This window comes from Stappia sp. (assembly GCF_048261845.1).
Classification (GTDB): Bacteria; Pseudomonadota; Alphaproteobacteria; order Rhizobiales; family Stappiaceae; genus Stappia.
Genome location: NZ_JBLXFR010000084.1, coordinates 1 through 12758 on the forward strand (window position 1 = coordinate 1; position 12758 = coordinate 12758).

Annotated in this window: 12 protein-coding genes and 1 pseudogene; 3 read left to right on the forward strand and 10 right to left on the reverse strand. The window is 64.8% G+C overall.

Annotated elements, in window-relative coordinates:
- Positions 1 to 1510 (forward strand): cobaltochelatase subunit CobN (locus ACN0T5_RS19920; RefSeq protein WP_417770361.1); only part of this gene is annotated, 1510 nt, incomplete at its 5' end.
- Complete coding sequence (gene cobO / locus ACN0T5_RS19925; RefSeq protein WP_417770362.1) at positions 1507 to 2139, forward strand: cob(I)yrinic acid a,c-diamide adenosyltransferase; 633 nt, start codon at positions 1507 to 1509, stop codon at positions 2137 to 2139. The genes ACN0T5_RS19920 and cobO, both read left to right, overlap by 4 nt.
- 135 nt (positions 2140 to 2274) lie before the next feature.
- On the opposite strand, the gene ACN0T5_RS19930 is transcribed toward cobO, so the two are convergent.
- Complete coding sequence (locus ACN0T5_RS19930; protein WP_417770363.1) at positions 2275 to 3036, reverse strand: hypothetical protein; 762 nt, start codon at positions 3034 to 3036, stop codon at positions 2275 to 2277.
- Positions 3037 to 3214: 178 nt separating this feature from the next.
- On the opposite strand from ACN0T5_RS19930, the gene ACN0T5_RS19935 reads away from it, so the two are divergent.
- Positions 3215 to 4702, forward strand: coding sequence for a cobyric acid synthase (locus ACN0T5_RS19935; RefSeq protein ID WP_417770364.1), 1488 nt, complete (start codon positions 3215 to 3217; stop codon positions 4700 to 4702).
- 62 nt (positions 4703 to 4764) lie between these two features.
- On the opposite strand, the gene ACN0T5_RS19940 is transcribed toward ACN0T5_RS19935, so the two are convergent.
- The 9 genes and pseudogenes from ACN0T5_RS19940 to ACN0T5_RS19980 all read right to left on the reverse strand — a co-directional run.
- Positions 4765 to 5226: a MarR family winged helix-turn-helix transcriptional regulator gene (locus ACN0T5_RS19940; protein WP_417770365.1), complete on the reverse strand. Its 462-nt coding sequence runs from the start codon at positions 5224 to 5226 to the stop codon at positions 4765 to 4767.
- 36 nt (positions 5227 to 5262) lie between these two features.
- The gene (locus ACN0T5_RS19945; RefSeq protein ID WP_417770366.1) at positions 5263 to 5964 is read right to left on the reverse strand and encodes an ABC transporter ATP-binding protein; all 702 of its coding nucleotides are present in this window, start codon (positions 5962 to 5964) and stop codon (positions 5263 to 5265) included.
- On the reverse strand, positions 5957 to 6730 hold the full coding sequence (locus ACN0T5_RS19950) for an ABC transporter ATP-binding protein (protein ID WP_417770367.1): 774 nt from the start codon (positions 6728 to 6730) through the stop codon (positions 5957 to 5959). Before ACN0T5_RS19950 ends, ACN0T5_RS19945 begins: the two co-directional genes overlap by 8 nt.
- Complete coding sequence (locus ACN0T5_RS19955) at positions 6727 to 8589, reverse strand: ABC transporter permease (protein WP_417770368.1); 1863 nt, start codon at positions 8587 to 8589, stop codon at positions 6727 to 6729. The genes ACN0T5_RS19950 and ACN0T5_RS19955 overlap by 4 nt, the downstream gene beginning before the upstream one ends.
- 90 nt (positions 8590 to 8679) lie before the next feature.
- Positions 8680 to 9882, reverse strand: a complete 1203-nt coding sequence (locus ACN0T5_RS19960) for an ABC transporter substrate-binding protein (protein ID WP_417770369.1) — start codon at positions 9880 to 9882, stop codon at positions 8680 to 8682.
- A gap of 102 nt (positions 9883 to 9984) precedes the next feature.
- Positions 9985 to 11052 carry a Rieske 2Fe-2S domain-containing protein gene (locus ACN0T5_RS19965; RefSeq protein WP_417770370.1) on the reverse strand — a complete coding sequence of 356 codons (1068 nt, stop codon included), beginning with the start codon at positions 11050 to 11052 and terminating at the stop codon, positions 9985 to 9987.
- 23 nt (positions 11053 to 11075) lie between these two features.
- Positions 11076 to 11660, reverse strand: a complete 585-nt coding sequence (locus ACN0T5_RS19970; protein WP_417770371.1) for an amino acid synthesis family protein — start codon at positions 11658 to 11660, stop codon at positions 11076 to 11078.
- Entirely contained in the window at positions 11657 to 12241 is a 585-nt protein-coding gene (locus tag ACN0T5_RS19975) for an amino acid synthesis family protein (protein WP_417770372.1), read from the reverse strand. Before ACN0T5_RS19975 ends, ACN0T5_RS19970 begins: the two co-directional genes overlap by 4 nt.
- Positions 12234 to 12758, reverse strand: a pseudogene (locus ACN0T5_RS19980) (UPF0280 family protein); the annotation flags it as partial. The gene ACN0T5_RS19975 and the pseudogene ACN0T5_RS19980, both read right to left, overlap by 8 nt.

Here is a 12758-nt window from a genome sequence, read left to right on the forward strand (position 1 = left end):
GCGCCCGGCGATGCTTGCCGCGCTCTCGGACAGCCCGTGGCGCACATGCGGCGACACGGTCGAGCGGCTGGAATTGCTCGCTGAACGGGTCGTTGCGGCCGGCGCGGCGCCCGAAGGTTTCCCGGCGACGGCGGCCGTGGTCGCGGAGATCGAGACGCGCATCCGCCCCGCTGTCATCTCGTCGGGCGAAGCGGAGACGCGCGGCGTTCTCGCCGGCCTGTCGGGGCGTTTCGTGGCTCCCGGTCCTTCCGGCGCGCCGACGCGCGGCCGGCCCGACGTCTTGCCGACGGGCCGCAATTTCTACTCGGTCGACGTGCGCGCGGTTCCGACTGAAACCTCCTGGCGCATCGGCAAGGCCAGCGCTGAACGTCTCGTCGAGCGCCATTTCCAGGAAGAGGGCGACTATCCGGCCGCCCTCGTGCTCACCTGCTGGGGCACGGCCAACATGCGCACTGGCGGCGACGACGTCGCCCAGGCGCTGGCGCTGATCGGCGCGCGGCCGAAATGGGAACCGGGCTCTGGCCGCGTCACCGGCTTCGACATTCTCACGCTGGCCGAGCTCGGCCGCCCCCGCGTCGACGTCACCTTGCGCATTTCCGGCTTCTTCCGCGATGCCTTCCCGCACCAGATCGACCTGTTCCAGTCGGCGGTGGCGGCGATCGCGGCACTCGAGGAGCCGGCTGACGCCAACCCGCTTGCCGCCCGCGCCCGGACCGAGGCCGCCCGGCTGGAGGGCGAGGGGCTCGCACCTGCCGACGCCCGCCGCCGGTCGCTGTTCCGCGTCTTCGGATCGAAGCCGGGAGCTTACGGCGCCGGCCTGCAGGCGCTGATCGACGAGGGCATCTGGGAAAACCGCGCCGATTTCGCCGACGCTTTCCTTGCCTGGGGCTCCTATGCCTATGGCGGCGGGGCGTCCGGCGAGGGCGCGCGCGCCGCCTTCGAGACGCGCCTTTCCAGGGTCGACGCGGTCCTGCACAACCAGGACAACCGCGAGCACGACCTGCTCGACAGCGACGACTACTACCAGTTCGAGGGCGGGCTTTCCGCAACGGTCGAGACGCTGAAGGGCGCCGCACCAAGGGTCTGGCACAACGACCATTCGCGCCCCGAGCGTCCGGTGATCCGCTCGCTTGCCGAGGAGATCGGCCGGGTGGTGCGCGGCCGCGCCGCCAATCCGAAATGGATCGCCGGCGTCATGCGCCACGGCTACAAGGGCGCCTTCGAGATCGCCGCGACGGTGGACTATCTCTTCGCCTTTTCCGCCACCACCAATGCGGTCGGCGACCATCACTTCGACCAGCTCTATGACGCCTATCTGGACGACGAGACCGTGCGCGCGTTTCTCGCCACCGCCAATCCGAAGGCGCTTGAGGAAATCGAGGCGCGTTTCCGCGAAGCGGTCGAGCGCGGCCTCTGGAGCCCGCGCCGCAATTCGACGCGCGCCGCATTGAACATTGACGGCCAGGGCATCGACGCCCCTCGGGCCGAGGAAAGGGAGACGACCGGATGAGCGACAAGAAGGCGGAAATGACCGAAGAGGAACTGAACGCCCGCCATGCCGACAAGATGCGCAAGAAGAAGGCGGCGCGCGACAAGATCATGGCGACCAAGACCATCGAGAAGGGTCTCCTGATCGTCCATACCGGCAAGGGTAAGGGCAAGTCGACCGCCGGCTTCGGCATGGTCTTCCGCTCGCTCGGCCATGGCCACAAGGTCGCCGTGGTGCAGTTCGTCAAGGGCCGCATCGAGACCGGCGAGCGCATGGCGCTGGAGCGCTTCTCCGACCTCGTCACCATCAAGCGCATGGGCGAGGGCTTCACCTGGGAGACCCAGGACCGCCAGCGCGACATCGACGCGGCGCGCGCCGCCTGGGAGGCGGCCAAGGACCTGATCCGCTCGCGCGAGCACCGGATCGTGCTCTGCGACGAGCTCAACATCGTCCTGCGTTACGACTACCTGCCGATCGAGGAGGTTGTCGCCTTCCTGAGGGACGAGAAGCCCGAGGACGTCCACGTCGTCATCACCGGCCGCAACGCCAAGGACGAGCTGATCGAGATCGCCGACCTCGTCACCGAGATGACCCAGATCAAGCATCCGTTCCGCTCCGGCGTGAAGCCGCAGGAGGGGATCGAGTTCTGATACCAGATGCTTTCTAGTTTTTAGTGCATCTAAGATGGATAACGGTCGATACCTTCTCTCCTCGCTCTATGGGGAAGGGTTATTTGAATGATTTATTGTCTGCGGAGATTTTATACGCTTAAAATACTTTGTTTTTTATAAGTTTACGCCGTTTTCTTGAAAGTGATGTATCAGATTATAGATCCTCTCAACGTAGACGATAAACTGTCCCAAGTTGGCTAATATAACTCCCTTATCAAGGTCGGGAATAATTTGGGGGTGGCCAACTGCGTTTCGTGTGTGCCGGTAGAAATTGAACGCGCCGTCAAGAAGTTGGTTTAAGTCTTGTGCAAGAGCTTGATCGTTTGGCTTGCTTTTGCATCCGGCGTATGAGGCTTTGAATTCATCGTACTTTCTTGATATCATCCTATTGTTTACTCTAGTAAAAAAACTACTCTTTTGTTTTTCGTCGATAATGGCATTTCCAAAAGCTTCAATAAGCAATATTGTTGCTTTTTCGCTTGCGGCTCCAAGCATAAATGCTGCGCCGGCAGGACTGTCTGCTTTGTAGCATCTAAGGGACTCCTGAAAAAACCACAAAACTACATCGTCGCAATCGGGCACCCGCTCGCGGAGAGTTTGAGGAAATTTTTCAATTTCCGCTGGTAGCAAAGCGATGGGTCCGCCGACACCTTTTTCGATACTAACTTTTAGTTGCTCCAGCCACGTTTTCAGTTCTGACGCCTTGCCTTCGACGTGTATTTTTCCTGTGCTATAAACATTTATAGATGCGAGAAAAGAGCCGGATTTTACGGTGAATTTTGTCGCATGTTGAATATCGGTTTCTGCGAAATCTATCTTGTGCGCGATAAGAGAATCTTTTACCGTATCGCAGACTTTTTCGTCGCCATTGCTCATTTTATTTCAATCCCGAATCAGATTTTGTGCAGAAGATAGGGTGCAGTCAGTCAATCTACCAGCGTAACTGCATAGGGTTACAAGAAATAAAACCAAGATCGCAGCGGAACAATAGGTTGACGGCCAAGAACGCAATCTGCAAGCGACAGACAGCGTTATGTTGTGGATCGAAAAGTAAATGAGAAAGCTTCCCCCCGCCCTGATGATCCAGGGCACCGGCTCCAATGTCGGCAAGAGCCTGATCGTTGCCGGCCTTTGCCGGCTCTTTGCCGACCGGGGGCTGAAGGTGCGCCCCTTCAAGCCGCAGAACATGTCGAACAACGCCGCCGTCACCGCTGACGGCGGCGAGATCGGCCGGGCGCAGGCCTTGCAGGCGATCGCCGCGCGCGTGCCGCTGTCGGTTCACATGAACCCGGTGCTGTTGAAGCCCGAGACCGATGTCGGGGCCCAGGTGATCGTGCAGGGAAAACGCGCCGGCACCATGCGGGCGCGCGAATACGGAAGCCGCAAGGCCGAGCTGCTGCCGAAGGTGCTGGAGAGTTTCGGCATCGTCTGCGACGGCGCCGACCTCGTCCTTGTGGAAGGGGCGGGCTCACCGGCCGAAATCAACCTGCGCGCCGGCGACATCGCCAACATGGGATTTGCCGAGGCCGCCGACATTCCCGTGGCGCTGTGCGGCGACATCGACCGCGGCGGGGTCATCGCCTCGCTTGTCGGCACCCATGCCATCCTCCCCGAGGAGGAGCGCAGCCGCATCAAGGCGTTCCTGGTCAACCGCTTCCGGGGCGATGTTTCGCTCTTCGATGACGGCGTGCGCGAGATCGCCGCGCGCACCGGCTGGCGGCCGCTCGGGGTCGTGCCGTGGTTCGCGGACGCCCACCGCCTGCCGGCCGAGGATGCGCTGGGGCTGGAGGAAGGGGAGGGCGACGGCTCGGTAAAGATCGCCGTGCCGGTGATCAGCCGCATCGCCAATTTCGACGATCTCGATCCGCTGCGGCTGGAGCCGGGCGTGACACTTGAACTGGTCGGCCCGGGCGAACCGCTGCCCGGCGATGCCGACCTCGTCCTGCTGCCAGGTTCCAAGTCGACCGTCGGCGATCTCGCCTTCCTGCGGGCGCAAGGCTGGGACATCGACATTGCCGCCCATGTGCGGCGCGGCGGGCAGGTGATCGGCATTTGCGGCGGCTACCAGATGCTGGGGCGCACCATCGCCGATCCGGGCGGCATCGAGGGCACGCCCGGCACCGTCGCCGGCCTCGGCCTGCTTGACGTCGACACCGTGCTGACGCCGGACAAGCAGCTGGTCGAGGTTTCGGGCCGGCATCTGGCCAGCGGCGAGGGCTTTTCCGGCTACGAGATCCATATCGGCCGCACGCAAGGGGCCGACTGCGCCCGCCCCTTCGCCTCGATAGCCGCCGGCGAGGGCGCATCCCCCTCAGGCGCGCCGCACGCCGACGGGGCCGTCTGCGACAGCGGCCTCGTCATGGGAACCTATGTGCACGGGCTGTTTGCGTCCGATGCCTTCCGCGCCGCCTTCCTGGCGCGGTTCGGCGCGGCCTCGAGGCTTGCCTACGAGGGCGGCATCGACGCGACGCTGGACCGCCTCGCCGCCCATCTGGAGACCTGCCTCGATATCGACGCCCTGCTGGAGATCGCCGGCCGCTGATTGGTGCAAGGCAGCGCAACCGTGGCGGCGAAGCCGTGTTCTCGGAGCGGCCGTGAGAGGGCCTATTGCAGCTTCTTCAGCAGGCGGTGGAGGGTGCGTCGCTCGGCCTGGGTCAGCGGGGCAAGCGTCTCGTCACTCACCTTGAGCCCGAGCGGGGCGGCGTGTCGAAAGACACGCCAGCCGTCTTCGGTCAGCGAGACGAGTTGGCGCCGCCGGTCGGAAGGGTCCCGGTCGAGCTGAAGCAGGCCGCGGGCCGTGAGCCGGTCGACGACGCCCTTGGTGGTCGCGACATCGAGACCGACCTTGCGCCCCAGCCTGTTCTGGGAGATGGACCTGAGTTCGGTGAGCCGGGCAAGAACGGCAAGTTGCGTCGGCGTCAGGTCGCTGATGTGCTCGGAAAAGATCACGGCATTGCGCTGGTAGGCCTTGCGCAGGAGGTAGCCGACCTGCTCGTCGATGACATAGCCATGGTCGGGAACGGGCGCAGCCGTTTCCTTGTCCGCATCGTCCCTGCGATCGTTCACATGTTCTTCCCGGTTGCGGCGGCCAGAAGGCCGGCCTCAGACTGACAGGTAGGCATCGCGAATCTCCGGATGCTTTTCAAGCTCGGAAAAACTGCCGTCGAACTTCTTCTCGCCGCTCTCGATGATGACGGCGCGGTCCGCGACCATGCGGGCGAAGTGGAGATTCTGTTCGGAAATGACGACCGTCAGCCCCTCGCGCTTCAGCCGCACGATGGTGCGGGCCATCTGTTCCACGATCACCGGCGCGATGCCCTCGGAGGGTTCGTCGAGCAGCAGGAGCTTCGGATTGCCCATCAGCGTCCGGGCGATGGTCAGCATCTGCTGCTCGCCGCCCGACATGGCCTTGCCGCGGTTGTTGCGCCGTTCCCAGAGGTTGGGAAAGAGCTCGAACAGGGTTTCGATGGGCCATGCCGGGATGCCCTGGCGTGGGGCCTGCCGGCCGACCTCGAGGTTTTCCAGAATGGTGAGATCGGAGAAGATCCGCCGTTCCTCCGGCACGTAGCCGAGGCCGAGGCGGGCCACCTTGTGGGCCGGCAGGCCGGTGATCTTCGTCCCGTCGAAGATCACCTCGCCCGAGCGCGGCCGAACCAGCTGCATCACCGATTTCATGGTCGTGGTCTTGCCGGCTCCGTTGCGGCCGAGCAGGGCGACCACTTCGCCTCGGGCGACCTTGAAATCCAGGTCGTTGAGGATATGGGCCTTGCCGTAGAAGCTGTTGAGCGCGCTGACCTCAAGCATGTGCATCCTCCGCCGCGAACAGCGTGCCGCCGCCGAGATAGACCTCCTGCACGCGGGCATCGGCCCGCACCTCGGCCGCCGAGCCTTCCGCGATCAACTCTCCGCGATTGAGTACCATGATGTGATGGGAGTGGGCGAAGACGACGTCCATGTCATGCTCCGTGAAGAGGACGCTGACCCCGCGTTCGCGCACGATGTCGGCGGTCAGTTTCATCAGGTTGATCCGTTCGCGCGGCGCCATGCCTGCGGTCGGTTCGTCCATCAGCAACAGACGGGGGGAGTTGGCGAGCGCGATGGCAAGCTCAAGGCGCTTGAGGTCGCCATAGGCAAGGATCGCGCAGGCCCGGTCGGCCTGGTCGGCCATGCCCACGGTCTCCAGAAGGTCCAGCGCCTCTTCCCGGTAGAGCCGGTGCGCGCGCGGCAGGACGGAGAAGAGCTTCCTGTGGTGGGAAATCAGCGCCATCTGCACGTTTTCGGCCACCGTCATGCTCTGGTATGTGCCGGTGATCTGGAACGTCCGTCCGACGCCCAGCCGCCAGATTTCCCGCGGCGGCCGGCCGGTGATGTCCTTGCCGTTGAGGAAGACCTTGCCGGCGGTGGCCTTCAACTGGCCCATGAGCATGTTGAAGCAGGTGGACTTGCCGGCGCCATTCGGCCCGATGAGTGCCCGGAGTTCGCCAGGCGCCACCTCGAAGCTGACATTGTTGACGGCCGTGACGCCACCGAAATGCTTGACGAGGTTCCTGACCTCGAGGACGGCGGTCATCGCATGAACTCCTCTTGCCGGCGCAGGCCGAGGCGTTCGCCCAGCTTGCGCAAGGTGCCGACGATGCCGTCCGGCGCAATGACGACGACGAAGATGATGACGAGCCCCAGAACCAGCCGCCAGTATTCGAGGCGGATCAGCCAGTCCTTGGCGCCTTCCAGGAACGTGGCGCCGACCACGCCGCCCGACAGGGTCTTCACGCCGCCGAGGAAGACGACGATCAGCGCGTCGAAGCTCTTGGAGATCTGCAGCTCGTTCGGGAATACGGAGCCCTTGGAGAAGACAAAGAGAGCCCCGGCAAGACCGGCGACCGCGCCGGCCAGCGCGAAGGCCATCCACTGCACCCGGCGCACGTCGATGCCGGTGGCTTCCGCCTGGCGGGCGCTGTCGCGGGTTGCCCGCAATGTATAGCCGAAGGGCGCGTGGATGACGTGGCGCAGGAACACGATGCCGGCGGTCACGAAAACCACGCTGAAGTAATAGTAGGCCGTCGTGTCCGAGAGCCAGGACGAGGGCCAGATGTTGACGAGCCCGTCGTCACCGCCCGTGACCTCGTTCCACTGAAAGACGAGCGACCAGCCAAGCTGGCTGAAGGCGAGTGTCAGCATCGCGAAATAGACACCGCTGAGGCGGATGCAGAACCAGCCGACGACGAGGGCGATAAGGCCCGCGCTGACCGGCGCCAGTATGAAGGCCACCTCCATCGGCGTGTCGGCATAGCTCATGAGCAGGGCCGCGGCATAGGCGCCGCCACCGTAGAAAAGCGCATGGCCGAAGCTGACAAGACCGCCCGTGCTCATGATGAACTGTAGCGAGGCCGCGAACAGGCAGAAGATCATGATGTCGACGATCAGCACCTGCGCGAAGGTCGAGCCGAAGACCGGCACGAGGGCAAGCGCGATGAGCAGCAGCGTCGTCAAGGTCTTGCCGGTCGTGCCGAAGGGGCGGATCGGCCGGTCCGGCTCGCCCGCCTGTCCGTGCTCGCCGGCCTTCTCCTCGCGACCGAAAAGCCCGTAGGGACGTATCAGCAGCACGGCCGCCATGACCACATACATGAGCACCAGCGTGCTTTGGGGCAGGTAGGTGACGCCGAACACGTTGAGCACGGAAATGAGCACCGAGGCCAGGAATGCGCCAGTGATCGAGCCCATGCCGCCGATGACGACGACCACGAAGACGGCGGAGATGATGTTCAGGTCCATCAGCAGGTCTGCGCCGCCCTTGGGCAGCTGGATCGCGCCGCCGAGACCGGCGAGCGCCGAGCCGAGGAAGAAGACGCCGGTGAACAGCCAGGCCTGGTTGACGCCGAGCGCGCCGACCATCTCGCGGTCCTGGGTTGCGGCACGCACGAGGATGCCGACGCGCGTCTTCGTGATGAGCCACCACAGTGCCAGCAGGATGAAGGGGGTGATCGCGATAAGGGCGAGGTCGTATTGCGGCACGGGCTCGCCGAGAATGCGCACGACGGACTTCAGCCCCGGTGCGCGGGGTCCGAGCTTGTCCTCCGCACCCCAGATCATCAGGGCGAGGTCCTGGATGACGAGGATGACGCCGAAGGTCGCGACGAGCTGGAACAGCTCGGGCGCCCTGTAAACCGGGCGCAGGACGCACATCTCGATGACGACGCCGATCAGGCCGGTGATGAGGCCGGCGAGCACGATCGATCCCCAGAAGCCGAAATGGCCGGGGAGTGCGTCCATCAGGGTAACGCCCACATAGGCGCCGAGCATGTAGAGCGATCCGTGCGCGAAGTTGACGATGCGCGTCACGCCGAAGATCAGCGACAGTCCGGAAGCGACGAGGAACAAGGCCGCCGCATTCGCAAGCCCGGTGAGGAGCTGTGCCACAAAGAGACCCATGGCGATCTTTCTGTTCGAGATATTGGGGGGAGCGGTGCCCGCCGCCGCAAACCGGGCGGCGGGCCTGTTATGCAGGCGGGAGAGCCGGGCCTACTTGGCCGGGCGCATCGCCGCGATCGCCTCGTCGCTGGGCATGTAGGGCGCCGGATCCTTGTAGGACCAGTCGACCATCACGCCCTTGCCGTCCTCGACCGTGGTCACGCCGATATAGGCGCCCATGGTCGACTGGTGGTCGAGCGCGCGATAGGTGATCTCCCCCATCGGTGTCGAGACCTTGAGGTCCTTGAAGGCCTCGAGCAGGGCCGGCGTCTCGGTCGAGCCGGCCTTCTTGATGAGGGCGGCGATGCTCTCGACCGTCATGTAGCCGACCAGGCTGCCGAGCTTCGGGGTCTCGCCCGGGAAGGCGGCCATGTAGGCGTCGACGAAGGTCTTTCCGGGGGCCTCGGTGATCGCGTACCAGGGATAGCCGGTCACGGTCCAGCCTTGCGGAGCCTCCTCGCCGAGCGGATCGATATATTCCGGCTCGCCGGTCAGCAGGCCGTAGACCTTGCGACCGTCGAACAGGCCGCGGGTCGTGCCCTCGCGGACCAGCTTCTGGAGGTCGGTGCCGAAGGTGACGTTGTAGATCGCGTCCGGCTTGGCCCGCTCCAGGGCCTGGGCTTCGGCGCCCGCGTCGATCTTGAACAGCGCCGGCCATTGCTCGGTGACGAACTCCACCTCGGGCTTCAGCCGCTTCAGGTTCTCCTTGAAGGCTTCCACCGCCGCCGTGCCGTAGGCGTAGTTCGGCGCGATGGTCGCGTAGCGGATCGCGTCTGTCTTGGCGGCTTCCTCCGCCAGCATGGCGGCCTGGACATAGGTCGAGGTGCGCAGGCGGAACGTGTACGGATTGCCCGACTTCCAGACCAGGTCATCGGCCAGCGGTTCGGAGGCGAGGTAGATATAGCCCTTCTCGCCCGCATAGGAGGAGATGGCGAGACCGACATTGGAAAGGATCGTGCCGGTCAGCATGACCGCGCCGTCGCGCGTCATCAGCTCCTCGGCGATCTTGACCGCATCGCCCGGCTTGCCGTCGTCGTCGCGGAAGATGAACTCCAGCGGCTTGCCGAGCACGCCGCCGGCATCGTTGACCTCCTTGAGCGCCAGCTCGATGCCCTTCTTGTAGGGCTCGGCGAAGGCGGCCATGCGCTTGTAGTGGTTGATCTCGCCGATCTTGATCGTGTCGGCGGCAAAGGCGGCCGTGCTTACCGAGAGAAGCGCGGCTGCTGCCGCCGTCCATGTTTTCAGGCTTTTCATCTGGTCCTCGTTCTGGTTGGTCGACGACGGTGTTTGACCGTTCATCCTTATGATTTTTATTGGTTTTCCGTCGCGCTTGCGCGCCGGAAGAAGGCGTGCCGCTCAGTCGTGATAGACAAAGGCGGGGGTCGGGTTGGACGCGAGGTCCTGGGTGCGCTCCTTCTCGATCAGTTCCGAGATGCGCTTGCGGTAGACCATCGGTCCCTTGTCGATGGCAATGCGGATGGGTCGGCGTTTCTGGGGACGCTCCTCCTGCTCCTGGATGGCCTCGAGCACCGACTTGTCCTCCTGGAACGCCTTGCGCAGCAGGGTGTCCATCGTGTCGGCGGCGGTGTCGTCGTCGAGCGCGGTGTTGCGCAGGTGCATCCAGCGATCGATCGTGTGGTTGGCGGTGACGGGGGTCATGAAATGCAGCGCGAAGACGCGCACGCCCTTGTCGCGCTCGTCCTCCCCGATGGCGTCGCGGGTCGGCGCGCTGCCGAAATCGATCACGGCGGTGCAGGGCGTGTGCAGGTAATAGTAGTGCCAGCGGTCGACATTCTCCTTGAAGCCGCCGAACACCTTGAAGAAGCCGACCGGTTCGCTGTCGCGGATCCAGCGCCAGGCAACGATGACCTTGCCTTCCGTCGAGACGTGAACCGGCACGTTCTCGGATGCCGGGTTGCCGAGCGTGGTCGGGTGCACGAAGCTCACATGGGCAGGATCGACGAGGTTCTCCGCCACGTTCATGTAGTTCGCCTTCAGGTGCAGCGCGTCGCCCTGATGCGCGGCCCAGGCCGGATCGGAAAACTCCGGCATGTCGAAGATCTCGTCCGGATCGGCCTTGTCGTGATCGCCCATCCAGATCCAGACGATGTTGTGACGTTCCTCGACCGGATAGCTTTCCACATAGGCCGAGGGCGGCAGGTTCGACTGGCCGGGAATGCGCACGCAGGCGCCGGAGGCGTCGAAGGTCATGCCGTGATAGCCGCACTGCACCGTGTCGCCGAGACGCTTGCCGTGGGACAGCGGCAGGAGCCGGTGCGGACACCGGTCCTCGAGGGCCGCCACCGTCCCGTCCGACTTGCGGAAGAGGACGATGTGCTCGTCGAGGATCGTGAAGCGCCGCAGTTCTTCGTCGATTTCCGACGACCAGCCCGCGACGTACCAGGCGTTCCGCACGAATTCCATGGCTGTTCCCTCTTTGACCGAAGCTATCTCAAGCCGTCGTCGCCCCTGATTTCCTCGTGGGTGAGCCCGCCGACACGTGGATTGGGCCGGCCGCCCGGCGAGAGCGCGATGGCGATCAGCACCTCGTTCGCCTGGGGGGCGTCGGCGACGCGGAGTTCCATGGCATCGAAATGGGAGCGCACATAGGCTGCGTCCTTGTGGCCGAGCGGGATGTCGAGCGACTGGCCCGGCCCGCCCATCTTCTTTGCCGAGGGAACGAGCGCCTTGCCGCCGCCGAGCACCGCACGCATCGGTGCGCCGAGGCTCGGGTGCAGCAGGGCGGCTGCGTGTTCCAGCTCGCCGTTCTCGCCGATCATGGCCGCCTTGCCGAAGCTCTGGATCGCCGAAGCCTCGACACCGAGCGCGGCAAGCGCCCGGCGGGTCAGCAGGTCGCCGAGCTCCGTGGCCATGTCGCTCAGGGGCGAGAGGTCCGCATGAAAGCGCCCGGCGCAGGGGTTGGCGAGGATCGCCGCCGCCACCGCCCGGCGGACGGGCGGTGTGACCGCCTGGCCCATCTCCAGCCGCGTCACCTCGCAATGGGTCACGATCTTGCGGACCGGCAGGCTCATCTGAGGCCGTCCTTGCCCACGACGTCGGATGCCTTCAGGCCGCCGGCACGGTTGTGGATGCGCGGGCCCGTGGTCATCACGAGGACGAGCATCATCTCGCCGGCGCGAGGGGAATCGTTCATGCCGACTTCCATGGCGTCGAAATGGGAGCGCACATAGGAAGCGTTGGTATGGGTGATCGGTACGTCGAGCCGTGTGCCGGGACCGCCGATCTTCTTGGTCGACGGCACGATCGCCATGGAATTCGGCAGCACCTCGCGCATCGAATAGCCGCCCGGCGCATGCCAGAGGGCGCCATGTTCCAGCTCGCCGGCCGCGCCGATGATGGCGCCCTTGCCGTAGCCCTCGACAATGGACGGATCGCCGCCGAGCGCGTCGATCAGGTCCCTGGCCATCTTCAGGCCGAGCGGCCTGAGATCGTCCATGAAGGGCGTGATATCCTCGACATACTGTCCCGCAAACGGGTTCTGGATGACGCTGATCGCGGCCGCGCGCTTCAGCGGCACGGACGCGACGGGGCCGCCCTCGTGATGGATTTCCTCGACGATGATGGCGCTCTTGCGCAGGATCGGCTCAGGCACAGGCTTTGGTCCTCCAGGAAGCAAAAGAAAGGGTGGCCTCGACAGGGCGATTGCCGGAAACGGTGCGCCGCTCTTCGGCCAGTCCGAGGAAGGCGGCCTCGATCAACCCGGACCGCACATGGGCTCGGGCGACCGTGTCGCCGCGCGCGAGCGCCTGGTCGATCTCGGGGAGCGACAGCGGTGCGACCGCGACGGTGACCGGGCGGGAGCCCAGGTCGCTGTCGGGCGAAAGCTCACTGGCCGGTGTCCGGGTCACGCACGGCGAGCCGGGAAGGTCGACCGCGTTGGCGATCAGGGTCGCGGCCGCATCGGCGCGGGCCGCCGTTTCGGCCAGTACGGTCACTGCATCGGCGATGCCGAGCGAGTGCGAACGGCCGCGCCAGCCGCTGGTGGCGATGCCGCCGATCCCGTCGCCGGGCTTGAGCGTCACGATGCCGCCGGCGGTTCCGGCAACCGGATCCTCGCAGATGCCGATGCGGAACGTTCCCCGCGCGAGGTAAAGCGCGATGTCGCCGCC